The following is an 18,620-nucleotide window of genomic DNA, read 5'->3' as shown; positions in this document are numbered from 1 at the left end:
TGGGGGCGGCGCCAGGAGGATTACTGGTCCAGCTGGATATTGGCGTCGGCCGCGACGTGCTTCCATTTTTTCACGTCGCTGGCGATCACTTGCTGGAACGCATCCGACGAGCCGGCCACGACCGTGCCGCCCAGGCTGGCCATCTTGGCCTTCACTTCCGGCGTGTTCAACGCCTTGACCGAGGCGTCGTGCAGCTTTTTCTTCACGTCTTCCGGCAGGCCCTTGGGCGCCAGCAGGCCGTTCCAGGCGTTGGCTTCATAGCGCGGCAGGCCGGCTTCCTTGAAGGTCGGGGTGTCGGGCAGCTCGGGCGAACGCGCATCGGCGGCGATGGCGATCGGGCGGATCTGGCCGCCCTTGATGTAGGGCAGGGACGCCGGCACCGGTTCCCAGATCATCGACACCTGGCCGCTGATCACGTCGGTGAACGCCGGGCCCGCGCCGCGGTAGGCGATGTGCATGAGCTTGGCGCCCGTCATCGACTTCATCAGTTCCATGGCCAGGTTGCCCAGGCCGCCCGCGCCCGACGAGGCGTAGGTGTAGCGGTCCGGATTCGCCTTGGACGTCGCGATCAGCGCGTTCAGGTCGGCTGCCGGGAAGTCCTTCGTGACGCTCAGCACGCCCGGCACGGTCACCAGTTGCGTGATCGCGGTGAAATCCTGCACGGCGTCATAGGTCAGCGACTTGTACACGGCCGGGTTGGTGCCGTGGGTGCTGGACGAGGCCAGCAGCAGGATGTAGCCGTCGGGGGCGGAGTCGGCCACGAAGCGGGTGCCGATCGAGCCGCCGGCGCCGGCCTTGTTCTCGACGACCACGGTGGCGCCCAGTTCGGTGCCCAGTTGCGCGGCGAAGACGCGGCCGATGATGTCGGCCGTGCCGCCGGGGGCGAACGGCACGATCAGGCGCACGGGCTTGGCGGGGTAGTCGGAGGCCTGCTGCGCCGACGCGGCGCCGGCGGCCAGCGTGGCGCCGGTCAGCAGCGCCAGGGCGATGGTGGATTTCTTGAAGTTCATCTGTGTCTCCAGGCGAAGGTTAGTCGAGGCTGCGATCGAGCCAATCGACGATCAATCCGGCTATCTGGTCGCTATTGCGGTCCAGCATGCAGAAATGGGAATTGCCGGCGATGCCGGCGGCGGGCAGGTCCAGCACCTGGGTGCGGACGCCGGCCGCGCGCATCGCCCGCCAATAGGCGTCCGTCTGGGCGCGGTAGCGCAGCCAGGTGTCGTCCCCTTGAAAGTGGTCGCCCCACACCAATAGATGCGGGGGCAGCTGCCACGGCACGGCGGCCGGCGTGCCGGTGGGTTCCAGCGCGACGACGGCGCGCACGGTGGCGGCGTATTCCTGGGCCAGCAGCGTGGCGAATCCGCCGCCCTGGCTATGGCCGAAGACGATGCAGGGGCCGGCCAGTTCCAGCAATTTCCGGTAGGCGTCCAGCGCCATGTCCCCATGCGTGAGCCAGCGCGGCACGAACTGCTTGGCGAAGGTGTCAAAGGATTCGGTGGGGAACTGCTGCGCCGGATAGGCCTGGCGCGGTTCGCCGGCAGGCGCATAGCCCGAGGCCGGGCCGATGCGAAACAGGCGCCAGGCTTCTTCCTTGGACCGGAAGATGGGTGCGCTGTCATAGACCTGCGGATACATCGCCCACGAGGCGCGGCCGCGTTCGGGCGCGTCGGACACGAACACGTCGTAGCCGGCTTGCAGCAGGCGCCACAGCCAGCCCTGGCGGCCATCGGGCGTGCTTTCCCACTGCGCGCCCGTCATGCCGCCGCCATGCCACAACAGCACGGGGTGGGGATGCAGCGGTTGCGCCAGCCGGTATTCCTGCACGTACAACTGCCCGACGCTGTAGCCGCCGTTCATGTCGATCAACCGCGGCGTCGCGTTGTCCACCACCTTCTTCTGCAGCATCGGCACGCCGCCGGCCACGGCCTCGGCGCCGCCAAGGAAATGGCTGCGGATGGATTTGAGCAGGACAGGGGTGTCGGACATCGGCGTTTCCAGGGAGTGGACGCCGGGATGTTAGTTGCCAGATGTATCTGAGTTGTGCAAAATGAGCAGGCTCTGTGCCGATTCAGCACAGGTGGTGCCCCCACGCTGCACGCACTTCGTGCGCTTGCTGCCCCCCAAGGGGGCGTCTTTCCCCTTGGGGCGGCCCGGCGGGGAAAGGGGCCCCCACGCTGCACGCACTTCGTGCGCTTGCTGCCCCCCAAGGGGGCGTCTTTCCCCTTGGGGCGGCCCGGCGGGGAAAGGGGCCCCCACGCTGCACGCACTTCGTGCGCTTGCTGCCCCCCCAAGGGGGCGTCTTTCCCCTTGGGGCGGCCCGGCGGGGAAAGGTCCCACTAACGCCGCACGGAGAGTCATATGGACACTAAATGGCTGGAAGACCTTGTCGCGCTGTCGAAGTCGCGCAACATGTTCCAGGCGGCCGAGGCGCGCAGCGTCACGCATCCGGCGTTCGGGCGCCGCATCAAGGCGCTTGAGGAATGGGCCGGCGTGCCGCTGGTCGAACGCGGCCATCACGCGACCACGCTGAACCCGGCCGGGCGCAGCATGCTGGCCGCCGCCATCGACGTGCTGGACATCCTGCGCGACACCCGCCAGGCGCTGCAGAAGCCCGAGCAGGAACGCAACCGCAAGATCACCATCGCATCCGGCAAGACCCTGGCGCATTCCGTGCTGCCGGGCGTGATGGCCAGCGTGCAACAGGGCATGCCGGCATTCCAATTGAAGGTCATCACCACCACGCTGAACTACGGCGTGGACATGCTGGCGGACGGCGAGGTGGATTTCCTGCTGTGCCATGCGCACGAGCCGCTCTACGCCAGGATCGACAACCCCGGCTACCGTTGCCGGCGCGTCGGCGCCGACAAACTGGTGGCCGTCAGCGCGCCGGTGGCGCCAGGCGGGCGCCATCCGCGCCATGCCGTGCCCAAGCTGGCCTCCGACCCCGCGGTGCCGTTCCTGGCGTATGCCGACAGCATGTCGCTGGGCCGCATCCTGCACGACCGCCTGCGCGGGCTTTGCGTGGTGCCGCTGCTGCACACCATGTATGAATCGGATTTGGCCGACGCCTTGCACGCGATGGCGCGCCAGGGCTTCGGCCTGGCCTGGCTGCCGCACACGCTGATCGAGGCGGACTTGCGGTCAGGCGCGCTGGTGCGCGCCGACAGCGCCCGCAACGACATCCATATGGAGATCCGGCTGTACCAGTCGGTCGACAACGCCAAGCCGCTGGCCCGCCAGGTGTGGAGCCGAATTGAAGCCTACGCGGCCAGATAGCGACACCGTTTTCGCGCGTCGGCAGATCAAACGGGGACAAAAGGTGCCGGCGCGCCCGCACAGGCATAAAATAGCGGATCACCCCATCCCCGCCCGACCACGCACATACAGGATCCCGCGCCATGAACGCACGTATCCCCGAAGACGCACTGCCGCCCACCCTGGACCCGAAGGCTCTCCAGGAATTTGTCGACGACAAATGGGACAACGAGATCATCCCCGCGCTGACCGATTACATCGCCGTGCCCGCCAAGAGCCCGGCGTTCGACGCCGACTGGGAAAAGAACGCGTTCATTGAACGCGTGGTCCGCGATGCGGCGCAATGGGTCGAAGCGCAGAAGGTATCGGGCCTGGTGCTTGAAGTGGTGCGCCTGCCGGGCCGCACCCCAATCATCTTCTTCGACGCGCCTGCCACCCGCAGCGACAACGGCGACACCGTGCTGCTGTACGGTCACCTGGACAAGCAGCCGGAATTCTCGGGCTGGCGCGCGGGCCTGGGCCCGTGGACGCCCAAGTACGAAGACGGCAAGCTGTATGGCCGTGGCGGCGCGGACGACGGCTACGCCGTGTACGCCTCGCTGACCGCCATCATGGCGCTGGACAAGCAGGGCATTCCGCGTCCGCGCTGCGTGGGCATCGTCGAGACCTGTGAAGAGTCCGGCAGCTACGACCTGCTGCCCTACGTGGACGCGCTGCGCGACCGCCTGGGCAACGTGGCGCTGGTGGTGTGCCTGGATTCGGGCGCCGGCAGCTATGACCAGCTGTGGATGACGACGTCGCTGCGCGGCATGGTGTCCGGTACGCTGGAAGTCCAGGTGCTGGACGAAGGCGTGCACTCGGGCGACTCCAGCGGCGTCGTGCCGTCGTCGTTCCGCATCCTGCGCCATCTGCTGGACCGCCTGGAAGACAGCGGCACCGGCCGCCTGCTGCCGCAAAGCCTGCATTGCGAGATCCCCGCCGAACGCATCGAACAGGTGTCCGCCACCGCGCGCATCCTGGGCGACGAAGTCTGGCGCCGTTTCCCCTGGAGCTGCGGCGCCGAAGGCGGCTTCGTGCTGCCGATGACGACCGAACCCGAACAGGCCCTGCTGAACCGCACCTGGCGCCCGACCCTGTCGGTGACCGGCGCCGAAGGCCTGCCGCCGCTGTCCAGCGCCGGCAACGTGCTGCGTCCGCGCACCGCGTTCAAGCTGTCGCTGCGATTGCCGCCGCTGGTGGACGCCGTGGCCGCGTCGCAGGAAATCAAGGAATTGCTGGAAGCCGACGCGCCTTACAACGCCAAGGTCATCTTCAAGGCCAACGAGGGCGCCGCCACCGGCTGGAACGCGCCGGCATCCGTGCCGTGGCTGACCCAGGCGCTGGACGCCGCGTCGCAGCAGTACTACGGCCAGCCTTGCGGCTACATCGGCCAGGGCGGCACGATCCCGCTGATGAGCATCCTGCAGAAGGGCTTCCCCAAGGCCCAGTTCATGGTCTGCGGCGTGTTGGGCCCCAAGTCCAACGCCCACGGCCCCAATGAATTCCTGCACGTGCCTTACGGCAAGAAGCTGACCGCGGCGGTGGCCCAGACGATGGCGGCGATGCCGGCATGATTTCCACTTCCGACGCCTACGCCAACGTGGTGGCCGAAACCCGCGATTGGCTGACGAAGGCCGTGATCGGCCTGAACCTCTGTCCGTTCGCGAAAGCGGTTCAGGTCAAAGACCAGATCCGCTTCGCCGTCAGCGACGCCACCGACGCCGAGGGCGTGCTGACCGACCTGCAGGACGAGCTGGCGCTGCTGGCCGAGACCGATCCTGAAAAGATCGACACGACCTTGCTGATCATTCCCGACGCGCTGGACGACTTCCTGGATTTCAACGATTTCGAAGAGTTGTCCGATCGCCTGCTCAAGCGCATGCGCCTGGTGGGCGAACTGCAGGTGGCGACGTTCCATCCACTGTTCCAGTTCGCCGATACGCAGCCGGACGATATCGAGAACTTCACGAACCGGTCGCCGTACCCCATCCTGCACCTGCTGCGCGAAGACAGCATCGACCGCGCGGTGGAGTCCTTCCCGGACGCCTCCGAGATCTACGAAAAGAACATCGGCACGATGAACAAGCTGGGTCTGGACGGCTGGAAGAAGCTGATGGCCAAGGCCTGAGGCCAGGGCAGGGGGCCGCCGCCAATGCGGTGGTGGCCGCCCTGAGCTAAATATTTTCTAGTTATATAAAAGCGCCTGTTTATTCAGGCTGCCTGCGCTGCTGAACGCCAGCTGATACGGTCTTCCAAGCAGAGCAGAAGGCGGTTCCCGCACCTGCTGGTCATACCAGCGGTTAGAAGGAGAAAGATTTCACGAAACTTACGGCAAGGGTTTTCCCGCTACGTCCCGGCATAAATTTGCCGATAGCATCGCCCCCAAAATCACAAGCGCGACCATTTGTTACCCACTGGATCGCGCCAGGGGCTCCACCAAACCGCCCCGGGACCAGCACAAACTTTATCCAAAGTTGGGAGACTTGCATGCAACGCCGTTCGTTTTTGAAGAAAGCCACCTTGGGGGCCGCAGCAGGCGGCGCCACCCTGGCAGTGCCCGCCATCGCCCAGGAAGCCCCCACGCTGAACTGGCGCCTGGCCTCCAGCTTCCCGCGTAGCGCCGACGCCATCTTTTCGGGCGGCGAAAGCGTCGCCAAGTACGTGTCCGAGGCCACCGGCGGCAAGTTTTCCATCCGTGTGTTCCCGGCCGGCGAAATCGTCCCGGCCCTGCAAGTGCTGGACGGCGTGCAGAACGGCACGATCGAATGCGGCCACAGCGCGTCGTACTACTACTACGGCAAAGACCCGGTCCTGAGCTTCGACGCCGCCGTTCCGTTCGGTCTGAACACGCGCCAGATGAATTCGTGGATGCGCCACGGCGACGGCCTGTCGCTGCTGCGCGAGGTCTTCAAGACCTACAACATCGTCAACTTCCCCTGCGGCTATACCGGTACGCAGATGGGCGGCTGGTTCCGCAAGGAAATCAAGACGGTCGACGACCTGAAGGGCCTGAAGTTCCGCGTCAGCGCCTTTGCGGGCGCCGTGCTGTCGCGCCTGGGCGTCGTGCCGCAGCAGATCGCCGGCGGCGACATCTACCCGGCGCTGGAAAAGGGCACCATCGACGCGGCCGAATGGATCGGCCCCTACGACGATGAGAAGCTGGGCTTCAACAAGGTCGCCCCGCACTACTACTACCCCGGCTGGTGGGAAGGCACGCTGCAAGTGTCGCTCTACGTCAACCAGGACGCCTACAACAAGCTGCCCAAGCACTACCAGGCCATCCTGGCGCAGGCATCCGCTGCCGCGACCAACGACATGATCGCCAAGTACGACGCCGAGAACCCCGCCGCGCTGCGCCGCCTGATCGCCCAGGGCGCCAAGCTGCAATCGTTCCCCAAGCCCGTCATGGACGCGTGCTTCGCGGAATCGGTCAAGCTGTACGACGAAATGAGCGCCAAGAGCCCGGTGTTCAAGAAAGTCTACGAAAGCATGAAGAATTTCCGCGACAACGAACTGCCCTGGTTCCGCGTCGCCGAAGGCAGCTATGACAGCTACATGGGCACGATCAACCGCAAGTAAGCGGCGGACCTGATCGTGCCGGCGCGCGCGGATGTGCCGCATCCGCGCGCGCTTGCTGGTTTTCTCCTCTCCCGAGTTGCTCATTGACTGCGCGCCTTGCCCTTGCGCGGGTCCGGATATCCGACATGAATGCCCTATTAGCCCTATCCCGGTTGATCGATGCGATCAACACGGTGGTCGGCCGGTGCGTGACGTGGTTGACGCTGGTCGTCGTCCTGGTCAGCGCCGGCAATGCCGTCGTCCGCAAGACCTTCCAGATCAGTTCCAACGCGTGGCTTGAATTGCAGTGGTACCTGTTCGGCGCCATCTTCCTGCTGGCCGCCGGGTACACGCTGCTGAAGAACGAGCACGTGCGCGTGGATGTGTTGTCGTCGCGCCTGCCGCGCCGCAAGCAGATCTACATCGACATTTTCGGCGTCATCTTCTTCCTGATGCCCGCCTGCCTCTTGATCACATATCTGTCGTGGCCGATGTTCGTCGATTCGTTCGTGAGCAACGAGCAGTCGTCCAACACCGGCGGCCTGGTGCGCTGGCCTGTGAAATTGCTGATCCCGGTCGGCTTCGCCTTGCTGGTGCTGGCGGGGTTGTCCCACCTGATCAAGTGCGTTGGATTCCTGATGGGCAAGTGCCCCGATCCGGGCGCCCGCGCAACCGATATTTCGGCCGAGGAAGCACTGGCCCAGGAAATCGCGGAAGAAGCGCGGCTGCGCGAAGAGCGCGCCCTGGCGGCGCAAGGCGGGCAGGCGCCAGGCGGCGCCCGCGACCAGAACGGACAGGACGGACGCTGACCATGGAATTTCTGACTGCAAACATGGCCCCCATCATGTTCGCCACGCTGGTGGTGTTCCTGCTGATGGGCTTTCCCGTGGCGTTCGCGCTGGCGGCCAACGGCATCCTTTTCGCGCTGATCGGCATCGAGCTGGGGCTGTTGAACGCCGCCTTGTTCCAGGCCTTGCCGCAACGCATATTCGGCATCATCTCCAACGACACCTTGCTGGCGGTGCCATTTTTCACCTTGATGGGGCTGGTGCTTGAACGATCAGGCATGGCCGAAGACTTGCTGGAGACCATCGGCCAACTGTTCGGCACCGTGCGCGGCGGCCTGGCGATCGCCGTGGTGTTCGTGGGTGCGATGCTGGCCGCCACCACGGGCGTCGTGTCGGCGTCGGTGATCTCGATGGGCTTGATCTCGCTGCCCATCATGCTGCGCTACGGCTATGACCGCAGGCTGGCCAGCGGCATCATCGCCGCGTCAGGCACCTTGTCGCAGATCATCCCGCCGTCGCTGGTGCTGATCATCCTGGCCGACCAGCTGGGCCGCTCCATCGGCGACATGTACCGCGGCGCGATCCTGCCTGGCTTCCTGCTGGCGGGCACGTATGTCGTGTTCGTCATCATCAAGTCGTACCTGAAACCGGAGTCGGCGCCCGCGTTGCCCGAAGAAGCGCGCTCGTTCCAGGAAAGCAACGGCACGCGCGGCGGCCGTTCGCTGCTGGTGCTGATGGTGATTTCGGCGCTGTCGGCGTACTTCGTCGGCCAGTACATCGAAGCCGACACGGCGCCGGTGGACGAGCAGATCGTGCTGTCGCTGCTGATCTGGGGCCTGACCGCCTTCATCATCGCGGGCGTCAACAAGGTCTTCAAGATCGGCATGCTCTCGGCCCTGGCCGAGCGCGTCACATTCGTGATGATCCCGCCGCTGTTCCTGATCTTCCTGGTGCTGGGCACGATCTTCATCGGCGTCGCCACGCCGACCGAAGGCGGCGCAATGGGGGCCGTGGGCGCCATCGTCATGGCCATGATCCGCGGCCGCCTGACGCTGAACCTGATGAAGCAGGCCATGGACACCACCACCAAGCTGTCCACCTTCGTGGTGTTCATCCTGGTGGGCTCCACGGTGTTCGGCCTGACCTTCCGCGGCGTCAACGGCGATTTGTGGGTGGAACACCTGCTGGTCAGCCTGCCCGGCGGCGAAATGGGCTTCCTGATCGCGGTCAGCATCCTGACGTTCGTGCTGGCGTTCTTCCTGGACTTCTTCGAATTGGCCTTCATCATCGTGCCGCTGCTGGGCCCGGTGGCCGACAAGCTGGGCATCGACCTGATCTGGTTCGGCGTCCTGCTGGCGGTGAACATGCAGACCTCGTTCATGCATCCGCCATTCGGCTTCGCGTTGTTCTACCTGCGATCGGTGGCGCCCAAGGATCGGTATAAGGACAAGGTGACCGGCAAGATGATCGAACCCGTGACCACGGGCCAGATCTACCGAGGCTCGATCCCCTTCATCGTGATCCAGCTGGCGATGGTGGCCGCCGTGATGGCGTTCCCGGGCCTGGTCATGCACTACAAGAGCGATGCCGCGGAGGTCGACGCCAGCAAGGTGAAGATCGAGGTGGACACGTCTTACGGCACCAGCACCTACGGCAGCGACGACCCTGCGGCCGGGTTCAAGTAGCGGGTGCCCGCTGCGCTGCAAGTCAAAGGAATGCCGGCGATGCCGGCATTTTTTTCGCGGGAAATCCCTAAATGGCGGGCAAATCAAATTGCATACAACATACCGTTTCCTAGCCGGAGACCCGTATGCGAATGAATCGCCGCCATGCCCTGGGCGCGCTTGCCGCGCTGCCCCTGATGTCCCGCCCCGTCTGGGCCCAAAGTGCGTTCCCGACGCGCCCGGTGCGGTTGCTGGTGGGCTTTGCGCCCGGCGGCCTGACGGACATCGCCGCCCGTGCGCTGGCCGAACGCATGGGCAAGACGCTTAAGCAGACCGTGGTCGTCGAGAACCGCCCGGGCGGCCAGGCCATCATCGCCACGGTGGCGGTCGCGCGGGCCGAGCCGGACGGCTATACGCTGGGGTTCGCCGGCACCAACGGCATGATCCTGAATCCCTTGCTGTACAACAATCTGCCGTACCAGCAATCGGACTTCAAGCAACTCGGGTCGATGGGCAAGTCGCCCATGCTGCTGATCGTGCACCCCGCGCTGGGCGTGAAGAACGTGCAGGAATTCATTGCGCTGGCCAAGAAGAAGCCGGGCGACATCACCTGCGCCCACGCCGGGCGGGGCATCATCAATCACCTGGCGCTGCTGCATTTCCAGTCCAAGACTGGCACCCAGTTCCAGGACGTGCCCTACAAGGGCAGCGGCCCCGCGCTGCTGGACCTGATGGCGGGCACCGTGCAAAGCACGTTCGATTTCCCGACGTCGGCGTTGGCCAACATCAAGTCCGGCAAGTTGCAGGTGCTGGCCGTGACGGCCGACAAGCGCCTGTCCAGCCTGCCCGACGTGCCCACCATGAAGGAGGCCGGCGTGGACGGCTTCGAACTCTACACGCGCATGATGATCTCCGGCCCCGCCGCGATGCCGGCGAACGTCGTGAAAACGCTGGAGAACGCGGTGCGCGAAGGCACGCGCGACCCCGGCCTGATCCAGCAGTTCGCCGAGCAGGGCGTGGCGGTGGAGTTCACGTCTTCCGCCGATCTGGACAAAGTGATCGCCGACGAATCCGCCATGTGGGCCCAGGTCATCAAGGCCAACGGCGTGCCCAAGACTGACCTGAAAGCCTGAGGAAGCGACGTGACCGAACAAGCCCGCATTACCGTTACACCCGAATTCGCCCTGATCGACGTCGCCCGCGACATCCGCATCGACGGCTTTCCGGCCTATGCCTTCATGACCGTCACGGCCACCATGCAGATGTGCGGCGCCCCGTGGCGTTCCCAAGCCGTCTTCGTGGCAGGCCACGACGGCAGCCTGGACCTGGGCCGCGACAGCCCCGTGTCGGGCAGCTATGCCGAACCCTCGGCCATGGGCCTCGTGTGGTCGATGGTGTGCGAAGACATGAGCCGAGTGGTGTTTCCGCCCGACCGTACGGAACCGCTGGTCATCCAGATCGAGGCGACCGACGGCGTGCGACACGCCTCGGCGCGGCTGGTGCAGGAATTCGTGGAAGAGGGCGTGACCCATCGCGCAGTGCGCGAGCAGGTCGGCGGCATGACGGTGTCGGGCGAACTCTATACGCCTGCTGGCCCCGGACCGCATCCGCTGGTCATCTATATGAACGGCTCGTCGGGCGGCGTCAACGCGCCGCGCGCCGCGCTCTTCGCCGCCCGGGGATTCCAATGCCTGGCCTTGGCCATCTTCAATTACGAAGGGCGGCCCAAATACCTGAACGACATGCCGCTGGAGTACTTCCAGAACGTGCTGCAGTGGGCGCGCGCGGAACTGGCGCCGCGCGACGGTTTTGTGGCGCTGTCCGGCATCAGCCGGGGCGGCGAGACCTCGCTGCTGGTGGCTTCGCACTATCCCGAGCTGGTCAGCGCGGTCGTCGCCTATGTGCCGTCGCCCGTCACGCATGGCGTGGTCAGCGCCGGCGCGCCCGGCACCGGCCGCAATGCGCAGGTCTGGACTCAGGGCGGCCAACCGCTGCCGCACCTGTGGCAGGACAACGCCAGCGCCGACTGGGAAGCGGCCTACGCGTCCGAACCGCCTTACCGCCAGACCCATGCGTTCTTAAGCGCGACCCGCGACAGCGTCGCGTTCGAGCGCGCCCGCATCCCGGTGGAAAATTATCCCGGCCCGGTCATGCTGGTCAGCGCGTCCGACGACGGGTTCTGGCCCAGCACCGCTTATTCGGAAATCGTGATGCGGCAACGCCAGTCGCACGGCCTGCCCACGTTCCATCATGTCTGCATGGGGGCGGGGCACCACGTGCACTATCCCTACCTGCCGGCCACATTGATCAGCAAGCCGCATGCCATGTCGGGGCTGCTTCTGGACGCGGGCGGCACGCCCGCCGCGAATGCGGCGGGCAACGAAGGGTCTTATCTGGCCGTGCTGGAGTTTTTGGGCAGGGCGGCGGGGTAGGGCCGCCACTGCCCGCTGCCTGGCTTGATTGATCTGTCCTCGGGGTTAAAGCGGCAGGGCAGGGTGGATTTCCAGGCTGCCTGCGCCGCCGTAGAACAGTGCGGCCGCGGCGGGAATGGCCAGCGGCACCCGCCGGACCCGGCCGCCATGGGTCGCGGTCACGGCTTGGATCTGGCCGTTCGTAACGGTTTTGACTTCTGTCTTGTACGGGAGCCCGGGAGGTGTGCTGCCGTCCTGCGCGGCACCATCGGTGCAAAAGGCCAAACCGCCGTCCCGCAGATTCAACGCCGAGTCGATCAACTGCATGCCGCACGAGGTCACCAGCTGGATGTCCAGGGCAGGCGGCGTCATGGAGTTCTTGATTCTCTGCATCAGATGATCCAGGCAGATTTCGACCCCGATCGTCAGGCCGTCCAGAACAAAAATGCAGTGTCCGTCGTCGTGGCGCAACTGCCGTTCGCTGCTGGGGATGCCGGCCATGGATGACGGCAGCCGGCTCAGGTGATCGGTCCATTCGTCCGTCAGCGGAAAGAGGTTCCTACCGGCGGAAAGGCTTTGCCATTTGATGAAGTCGATGGTGGACTTGAACTCTTTGATGACGAGACGGCCGTCTTCCGGGGCTGGCGTTGCGCCGCCCTTCTGGATAAGGCAGTGGTTATACGCCTGGTATCGGTCAACCCCGGTGTCGATGCTTTGAGAAAGGATGGTGCCGAACACAAAGAGCCAGTCCTTGTATTCCGGCCTTCGGACCAGCTCTTGCAGTTTCAACACGACTGCCGATGTCCGGTCTACCGGATAGGCCCCGTCCACGCCGCGGAAAAAGAACTCCGGCATCATGTAGATCTTCAGGCACCTGGGGTTGTTGTCGATACTGTCCTGCCGTACCGCCTGTTGGATCGCCTGGTCCACCACGTCGCATCGCAGGGCGTAGTCCTGGTTGGTGTTGGCATTGCCCAAATAAGTCAGGTTGCCTTGCGCATCCTGCTTTGGCGCCGAGCACAAACTGTGACCGACGAACTGTACGGTTTGGTATGGGGGAGGCATGCGGGTCGTCCTTGGTCAATGGAGTGGAGATTGATTCGAGTGGGGGGGCGATCGTCAGGCTTCCAGCACGGCCACGCTCCGGGTGGCCTGCAGCATGATTTTGTCGTTGATCGATTTGGCCAACGTCGAGACGATCTTCGCGGCTTGCTCCGGATCATCGATCGAATGGCTGATGTGCTGATTGTTCAGCGTGCGAGACTGCTCGACGCTGATGGTGTATTGATGCGCGATTTCGTGCAGCGCGGCCCAGGAGCAGATGTGCTCCAGGTATGACAGCATGAAGACTTGCGATTTGTATTCCGCGATACGTTCGTCCTTGGACAGCGACTCCAGGTCGATCACCTGCTTGTCCATGCTGTCCTGGCGCAAGTTCTCGCACGCCGTCGAAATCTGCCGCCAGAACATGGCCGCATCATTCAGCGCCACGATGACTTGGCTGATGGCGAACATAGCCACCTGCAACGCCTTGACCGCGATCTCGGCATTGGCGCCGACGACCTCCGTGGCTGCCAATTGCCCGACCATCCCGCCCTTCTTTATCTCAAGATCGTTGCGTTCTTGATTGACCTGACGCTTGATGTCGATGATCTTTTCGAGTTTCGACTGAGACAGGTCCGCAGCGCTGAAGGACTGTTTGGCCATATTGTCGGTGCCTTCCGCCAGTTTTCGCGCAGAGGCGCCCAAGGCGGCGTACGTTTCACCCGCTGAGGCAGACTGCGCTTTCAGATCCTTCATATCGGCTTCAAACTGCGCGACGTTCTTGGTCTCGGCTTGAATGATCGCTTGCTTGTCCGCAATGGATTTGTCGCGGCTGATCTTCTTCGCGGCGCCGTCCTCTTCTTGTGCTGCCTCGCTGTCCGGCTGCGCTTTCAGATCGTCGATTTCCTTCTGGCTCAAGGCGATGGTCTCTTTGGCGCAATCCAGCTTGCGGGTCAGATCGCTCAGCTTCTTGTTGACGTCGTCTCGCTCCTTCTTTGCCGCTTCCCATTTTTCGGTTATCTGCTTGAGTTCAGCGTTGTCCATGGTGCCGGTCTGGTTCTGCGCGACAAGCACCGATAGCGGGTTGCGAGTCTGCGCATACGTCTGCAAGCCTGCTGCCGCCACGCCACTTACCAACGAAATGATGCTAAGGGCAAAGCCCCGCTTCTTGTCGGCCGACAACTCCTTTTCGGCCTTCGCCTGGTCAGCGTTGACGCGTTCGAGTTCCTCGACAAGGTTCCCTATGCTGGTTTCGCAACCCTCCAGTTCAGCGTTCAGCTTCAACATTTCCTGCTGGGCGTGACGCCGCTTTTCTTCTTCGGAAGCGTGGGCCAGCGCCGCTTCGCTTTTGGCCTCGGCGGATTTTCCTTGCAGGTCCAGGAACTGGTCGGACAATTTTGCCGCAGCCGCCGACATTCTCTTGGCCTGATCCGCGCAACGCGCCAATTTGGCCAGGGCCACGCCGTCGCTGCCCTGGATCAGGTAGGCATAGGCTGCGTCCAGCAACTTCAAGGTTTGCTGGCAACTGTCCTTAAGGGTCAGCATCGTTTCATTGGCCAGCACGCATATCTTGCCGAATTCGCTTTGCAGGTCGATGACCTTGGACTTGACGACGCCGGCGTTGGCCGCGGTGGCGCCGATATAAGCCAGTCGGTACATGTCCACGCACAGGTCCAGATTGTTGATGACGGTGTCCAGGCGCAGGTTGCCCAGGATCTCCTTCTGCTTCTGCAGAACCAATACGTCGGCGGCCGACGGGCGTTCGTTCAGGACGTATTCGCGGTTTTCAACGATAAGGATTTCATATTCGGCAGCCATGTTGCTTCTCCGTAGTTTGCGCTGAAGGTTCAAGAAAACTCTGATTGCGGACGCAGGGCCGCTGTTCTGCGGCACGAGTCGGCGGCAATGCGGGGGGAGGTAAACGTGTGGGAAAGGCGATCAGGCCGGGTGGGCCTCAAGTGCCTGGTATGCGGACACGACCATCTGGTCGAATCGGATCACGGCATCCAGTAGAGACAATCGCTCGATGCGGGTGTCTTCGAAGTAGTCGATGACGGGGTTGCCGTCGCCAAGCAGCACAATGATCTCGTCGATGTCGGCAATGTCGTAGTTGACGCTGTCGCAACGGTTGGCTGCCAGGACGTAGAAGTTCGCAACGTCGTTGAAAAACACGAGTTGGGTTTCCATGTATTTCTTGAGGTCGACAAGTGAACGCTTGACCGGCTTCAACTGATCCAGTTCGGCCTGCAGCGCTTGATTCCGAGCCTTGAGATTCGCCATGGCGGCTTGCAATTTCGCTCGGTCCCGATCCAGGTCCGCCAGCTCCCGTTCAAGCGTTTTCTGCTGATCGTGGGCCAGATTCAGGGCTTTCTTGATCGCTTCGATGGCGGTATTGATCGCGTCCAATGCGGCATAGAAGGCCCGTTTGAGCCATTTCCAGATCGGAATGTTGGAACTGCGCTGGGCGGCCTTCTCGCGTTCTTTCTCGGCGAGGTCGTCCTTGGCCTTTTTGATCTTTGCCGCGACGAGATCAAGCGCCTTTTGCTTGTCTTCGAGGGCATTCTTCAAGGTGCTTTGATCGGCTAGAACGTCTTCCTGTTGCGCCGTCAACGATCGGATGTTGGATTCGGTCTCCGTCATCAGATCGATCAGCCCCTTGATCATGTACACGATCGCTCCCTGAGTCGCCAGGGCGGCTTCTTTTGCAAAGCCGCTCAGCGATTTCATGGATTCGATGTTGTGCTTGAGCGCGCGGATCGTCGTCTGCGCAGCAACCACATCGTTTGCTTTCAGATGCCGTATCAGCGCGTCGTAGTCTCGCTGGATCGCGCGAACGCCGATGTCCAGGTTCTGGACGCCGTTCGAATGGGACAGATTCTGCATGCCGCCTCCCGGAATGCCCCTGCTGGATCGGGGCCTGGCCTGACCTGCTGCAGACTATTCTTCCGGGGGGAGCCTGAACATCACTGGAATTGGTGCTTTTTATGTGATGGTCGAAAAAAGGGGGGATGCGCTGCGGTCTTACTCTTCGCTGGTCCATTCCACCTGCACGCCCAGGCTGCGCAGGTTTTCCACGAACTGGGGGTGGGCGCGGCGGATCGGCGTGGCGTTGCGGATTTCAGAGCGGCCCTTGATGCTGCTGGCCACCATGAACAGGGCAATCGCGACGCGGATGATGTAGGGGCTTTCGACCACGGCCGGCGTCAGCGGATTGCCGCCAAAGGTCACGACGCGGTGGGGGTCCGACGAAAACACGTGCGCGCCGAACTTCGACAATTCGCCCGTCCAGCCCAGCGCGCCGTCGTAGACCTTGTTCCAGAACATCGCGTTGCCTTCGGCGCACACGCCCAGCGCGATGAAGATCGGCAGCAGGTCCACGGGGAAGTACGGCCAGGGCGCGGCTTCGACCTTGGTCAGCACATTGCTGGTGAAGGGCGTCTGCACCTTCAGCGGCCCGGTGCGCAAGGCGCGCGACCAGCCGTCCTTGTGCTCGATCTGCACGCCGAACTTGGCGAACGTGCGGTCGATCAGCGGGAAATTGCCCGGCGTGCGGTTGCGCACCACGACGTCTCCGCCCGTGATCGCGCCCAGCGCCAGGAAGGTCGTGATTTCGTGGAAATCTTCTTCGAATGTGAACTCGCCGCCACCCAGGGGCTTGCCGCCGCGGACCGTCAGGCGGGACGTGCCGATGCCGTCGATATCGGCGCCCATCATCGTCATGAAGCGGCAGAATTCCTGCACGTGCGGTTCGGACGCCGCGTTGGTCAACGACGACTCGCCGTCGGCCGCCGCCGCGCACAACACGAAGTTCTCGGTCGTGGTCACCGACGCGTAATCCAGCCAATGGTGGGTGGGCTTGAGCGCGCTGCTGCTGCGGACCAGCAGGGAACCGCTGGCGCGCTCGACCTCGCCGCCGAACGAACGGAAGATCTCTACGTGGGGATCGATCTCGCGCACGCCCAGCGTGCAGCCCTTCACGTTGTCTTCCAGCCGCGCCACGCCAAAGCGGGCCAGCAGCGGCGGCACCAGCATGATCGACGAACGCATCTCTTCGGGCAGGCGATGGGCCGTGGCATCGAACGTCGTGTGCCGGTGATGCAGATCCAGCGTGCGGGTCGTTTCGTCCAGCCGGACTTCGCTGCCCAGCGTGCGGAAGATGTCCAGGATCTTGCGCACGTCCGTGATGTCCGGCACGCCATGCAGTTTCAGCGGCTGATCCGTCAGCAGCGTGGCGCACAGGATGGGAAGCACGGCGTTCTTGTTGGCCGAAGGGATGACGCGGCCGCGCAGGGGCGTGCCACCGTGGACGATGAGGTTGGACATGGGGAGAAAGGCGGCCGGAGTGAAAAAAGAGAGGAGAGCGCGGGGAATTGTACTGGCGTCGTGACGCCCTGATTGGGGACGGAGTATTCCAAACGTTTCAAACTGCATGCGATCCGCTCATCGGGTCACTGCAGCGCGTGCGCAAACCGAACATTATCGCTTGGAATCGGTGCGCCAATCCGCCACGCCGCGTAGGGGAATCGGGGTAATCGCGGCGATGGCGCGCGCGGGCGGCAAAATCCGGTTCAGCATCCAGATTCGGATATGCCCCAAGGAGAACGCCGCATGAACGGAACCCCCAGGCCGGAGCAGGCGATCCTGCTGCGCAACACCATGGCGTTCGACCGCGGCCATGCGGATGAATTCAAGCAGGCGATTCACGCCGCCGTGCGGTTCGCCGAGCAGCATGCGCCGCAGTTGATGGTCCAGGTATTCATCGATGCCGAACAGGCGTTGTGCTACAGCTTCCAACTGTACGCGGACTCCGACGCGATCCTGCGCCATTGGGAGGTGTCCGACCCCCATATCGCCGCGGTCATGAAGCACTGCGTGGTCAAGCGCATGGAGGTTTACGGCAGCCCCAGCGACGCCGTCCGCAGCGGCATCCTGGCGGCGGTCGGTAGCGACAAGGTGACCTTCACGCCAGAGCTTGTCGGGTACTACCGCCTGGGCTGAACGGCCCGTTGCGCCACGGGCCGCGCCGGCCCATGCGCGCTCGACCAACGTCAGGAAGAAGGTGCGCCGCTGTTCGAACGCCAGGTATCGGGCTTGCTGACCGGGCACGAGGCCACGACGTCGTGGTGGTTGGCGCCGCTGTTTCGCCAGCGTTATCCCGAGGTGCGGCTGGACAGCACGCGCCTTGTCGTATGTGCGGGACCTGCGCGTGGAGCGCGCCGTCCACTTGCTGCGCGGAACGTAGGCCTGGCGGGCGACGCCAGCGGGATCCGCCGGTCCGCACGCCGCGGCCCCGCCAGCCGCAAAGCGGCTTACGCCGCGCGGCGCAGCTTCACGGCGGGAAAGTCCACCGGCACCGCGAACGCTTCGTTCACATAGTTCGTGAACAGATTCAGCGCCACATGCGCCAGGATCTCGACGATCTCTTCGTCGCTGAAGCCTGCCGCGCGCACGGCCTGCACGTCGGCTTGGCCGACCTGGCCGCGCGCCTCTACCAGTTGCAGAGCAAACCGCAAGGCGGCCGCCGTCTTGGGGTCGGTCGATTGGCCGTCTTGGGCCGCCGTCATTTCTTCCGCGCTGGCGCCCGCCTTGCGACCCAGCGCCGTGTGGGCGGCCAGGCAGTAGCCGCAACCATTGCGGTCCGCGACGGCGACGGCGATCTGTTCACCCAGCTTGGCCGGGATGACGCCGCCGCCCAAGGCACCGAACGCACCCCACATGCTTTTCAGCGCGGCGGGCGAATTGGCCACGGCCTTGAACATGTTGGGCGTGGCGCCGAAGGCGCCGTGGATTTGGGTCAGCAGCGCAGCGCGGTCGGGGGTGGTGCTGCTGGGATCGATCAGGGATACGCGGGTCATGGTCAT

At 64.0% G+C, this 18,620-nt stretch carries 16 protein-coding genes and 1 pseudogene; 10 read left to right on the top strand and 7 right to left on the bottom strand.

What is annotated here, in order from left to right:
- Positions 1 to 20 precede the first annotated feature (20 nt).
- Positions 21 to 1,010: a tripartite tricarboxylate transporter substrate binding protein gene (locus A9973_RS10150; protein WP_183013629.1), complete on the bottom strand. Its 990-nt coding sequence runs from the start codon at positions 1,008 to 1,010 to the stop codon at positions 21 to 23.
- Between the two features lie 19 nt (positions 1,011 to 1,029).
- On the bottom strand, positions 1,030 to 1,986 hold the full coding sequence (locus A9973_RS10145; RefSeq protein WP_183013628.1) for an alpha/beta fold hydrolase: 957 nt from the start codon (positions 1,984 to 1,986) through the stop codon (positions 1,030 to 1,032).
- A 372-nt stretch (positions 1,987 to 2,358) separates the two neighbouring features.
- On the opposite strand from A9973_RS10145, the gene A9973_RS10140 reads away from it, so the two are divergent.
- The 8 genes from A9973_RS10140 (at position 2,359) to A9973_RS10105 (ending at position 11,736) form a co-directional block, all read left to right on the top strand.
- A complete protein-coding gene (locus A9973_RS10140; RefSeq protein ID WP_183013627.1) occupies positions 2,359 to 3,276 on the top strand; it encodes a LysR family transcriptional regulator in 918 nt (305 codons plus the stop codon).
- 122 nt (positions 3,277 to 3,398) lie between these two features.
- Positions 3,399 to 4,868 carry a M20 family metallopeptidase gene (locus A9973_RS10135; RefSeq protein WP_183013626.1) on the top strand — a complete coding sequence of 490 codons (1,470 nt, stop codon included), beginning with the start codon at positions 3,399 to 3,401 and terminating at the stop codon, positions 4,866 to 4,868.
- Positions 4,865 to 5,422 carry a DUF1415 domain-containing protein gene (locus A9973_RS10130; protein WP_183013625.1) on the top strand — a complete coding sequence of 186 codons (558 nt, stop codon included), beginning with the start codon at positions 4,865 to 4,867 and terminating at the stop codon, positions 5,420 to 5,422. The genes A9973_RS10135 and A9973_RS10130 overlap by 4 nt, the downstream gene beginning before the upstream one ends.
- 359 nt (positions 5,423 to 5,781) lie before the next feature.
- Positions 5,782 to 6,873: a TRAP transporter substrate-binding protein gene (locus tag A9973_RS10125; RefSeq protein WP_183013624.1), complete on the top strand. Its 1,092-nt coding sequence runs from the start codon at positions 5,782 to 5,784 to the stop codon at positions 6,871 to 6,873.
- Positions 6,874 to 6,998: 125 nt separating this feature from the next.
- The gene (locus A9973_RS10120; RefSeq protein WP_183013623.1) at positions 6,999 to 7,661 is read left to right on the top strand and encodes a TRAP transporter small permease subunit; all 663 of its coding nucleotides are present in this window, start codon (positions 6,999 to 7,001) and stop codon (positions 7,659 to 7,661) included.
- Between the two features lie 2 nt (positions 7,662 to 7,663).
- Positions 7,664 to 9,325 (top strand): TRAP transporter large permease subunit, encoded by a 1,662-nt coding sequence (locus A9973_RS10115; RefSeq protein WP_183013622.1) that lies wholly within the window; start codon positions 7,664 to 7,666, stop codon positions 9,323 to 9,325.
- Between the two features lie 125 nt (positions 9,326 to 9,450).
- A complete protein-coding gene (locus A9973_RS10110) occupies positions 9,451 to 10,437 on the top strand; it encodes a tripartite tricarboxylate transporter substrate binding protein (RefSeq protein ID WP_183013621.1) in 987 nt (328 codons plus the stop codon).
- A 9-nt stretch (positions 10,438 to 10,446) separates the two neighbouring features.
- A complete protein-coding gene (locus A9973_RS10105) occupies positions 10,447 to 11,736 on the top strand; it encodes an acyl-CoA thioester hydrolase/BAAT C-terminal domain-containing protein (protein ID WP_183013620.1) in 1,290 nt (429 codons plus the stop codon).
- A gap of 45 nt (positions 11,737 to 11,781) precedes the next feature.
- Here A9973_RS10105 and A9973_RS10100 read toward each other — a convergent pair whose 3' ends face one another.
- The 4 genes from A9973_RS10100 to A9973_RS10085 form a co-directional block, all read right to left on the bottom strand.
- Positions 11,782 to 12,780 (bottom strand): hypothetical protein, encoded by a 999-nt coding sequence (locus A9973_RS10100; RefSeq protein ID WP_183013619.1) that lies wholly within the window; start codon positions 12,778 to 12,780, stop codon positions 11,782 to 11,784.
- 54 nt (positions 12,781 to 12,834) lie between these two features.
- Positions 12,835 to 14,652, bottom strand: coding sequence for a hypothetical protein (locus A9973_RS10095; RefSeq protein WP_183013618.1), 1,818 nt, complete (start codon positions 14,650 to 14,652; stop codon positions 12,835 to 12,837).
- Positions 14,653 to 14,697: 45 nt separating this feature from the next.
- Complete coding sequence (locus A9973_RS10090) at positions 14,698 to 15,642, bottom strand: hypothetical protein (protein WP_183013617.1); 945 nt, start codon at positions 15,640 to 15,642, stop codon at positions 14,698 to 14,700.
- Between the two features lie 138 nt (positions 15,643 to 15,780).
- Positions 15,781 to 17,082 (bottom strand): UDP-N-acetylglucosamine 1-carboxyvinyltransferase, encoded by a 1,302-nt coding sequence (locus A9973_RS10085; RefSeq protein WP_183013616.1) that lies wholly within the window; start codon positions 17,080 to 17,082, stop codon positions 15,781 to 15,783.
- Between the two features lie 285 nt (positions 17,083 to 17,367).
- Between A9973_RS10085 and A9973_RS10080 the strand changes: the two genes are divergently transcribed.
- Complete coding sequence (locus A9973_RS10080; protein ID WP_220805423.1) at positions 17,368 to 17,757, top strand: hypothetical protein; 390 nt, start codon at positions 17,368 to 17,370, stop codon at positions 17,755 to 17,757.
- 87 nt (positions 17,758 to 17,844) lie between these two features.
- Positions 17,845 to 17,949 (top strand): annotated as a pseudogene (locus A9973_RS31120) (AraC family transcriptional regulator); the annotation flags it as partial.
- A gap of 119 nt (positions 17,950 to 18,068) precedes the next feature.
- Here A9973_RS31120 and A9973_RS10075 read toward each other — a convergent pair.
- On the bottom strand, positions 18,069 to 18,614 hold the full coding sequence (locus A9973_RS10075; protein ID WP_183013615.1) for a carboxymuconolactone decarboxylase family protein: 546 nt from the start codon (positions 18,612 to 18,614) through the stop codon (positions 18,069 to 18,071).
- Positions 18,615 to 18,620: the final 6 nt, after the last annotated feature.

This window comes from Achromobacter sp. UMC46 (assembly GCF_014170335.1).
Taxonomy (GTDB): Bacteria; Pseudomonadota; Gammaproteobacteria; order Burkholderiales; family Burkholderiaceae_B; genus Achromobacter.
The sequence above is the reverse complement of the archived record's forward strand: the minus strand, read 5'-3'. Positions and strand labels throughout refer to the sequence as shown.

Bases quoted from the DNA above. Each gene is read 5' to 3' on its own strand.
- A9973_RS10150 (WP_183013629.1), bottom strand. From the start codon at position 1,010: ATGAACTTCAAGAAATCCACCATCGCCCTGGCGCTGCTGACCGGCGCC.
- A9973_RS10145 (WP_183013628.1), bottom strand. From the start codon at position 1,986: ATGTCCGACACCCCTGTCCTGCTCAAATCCATCCGCAGCCATTTCCTT.
- A9973_RS10140 (WP_183013627.1), top strand. From the start codon at position 2,359: ATGGACACTAAATGGCTGGAAGACCTTGTCGCGCTGTCGAAGTCGCGC.
- A9973_RS10135 (WP_183013626.1), top strand. From the start codon at position 3,399: ATGAACGCACGTATCCCCGAAGACGCACTGCCGCCCACCCTGGACCCG.
- A9973_RS10130 (WP_183013625.1), top strand. From the start codon at position 4,865: ATGATTTCCACTTCCGACGCCTACGCCAACGTGGTGGCCGAAACCCGC.
- A9973_RS10125 (WP_183013624.1), top strand. From the start codon at position 5,782: ATGCAACGCCGTTCGTTTTTGAAGAAAGCCACCTTGGGGGCCGCAGCA.
- A9973_RS10120 (WP_183013623.1), top strand. From the start codon at position 6,999: ATGAATGCCCTATTAGCCCTATCCCGGTTGATCGATGCGATCAACACG.
- A9973_RS10115 (WP_183013622.1), top strand. From the start codon at position 7,664: ATGGAATTTCTGACTGCAAACATGGCCCCCATCATGTTCGCCACGCTG.
- A9973_RS10110 (WP_183013621.1), top strand. From the start codon at position 9,451: ATGCGAATGAATCGCCGCCATGCCCTGGGCGCGCTTGCCGCGCTGCCC.
- A9973_RS10100 (WP_183013619.1), bottom strand. From the start codon at position 12,780: ATGCCTCCCCCATACCAAACCGTACAGTTCGTCGGTCACAGTTTGTGC.
- A9973_RS10090 (WP_183013617.1), bottom strand. From the start codon at position 15,642: ATGCAGAATCTGTCCCATTCGAACGGCGTCCAGAACCTGGACATCGGC.
- A9973_RS10085 (WP_183013616.1), bottom strand. From the start codon at position 17,082: ATGTCCAACCTCATCGTCCACGGTGGCACGCCCCTGCGCGGCCGCGTC.
- A9973_RS10080 (WP_220805423.1), top strand. From the start codon at position 17,368: ATGAACGGAACCCCCAGGCCGGAGCAGGCGATCCTGCTGCGCAACACC.
- A9973_RS10075 (WP_183013615.1), bottom strand. From the start codon at position 18,614: ATGACCCGCGTATCCCTGATCGATCCCAGCAGCACCACCCCCGACCGC.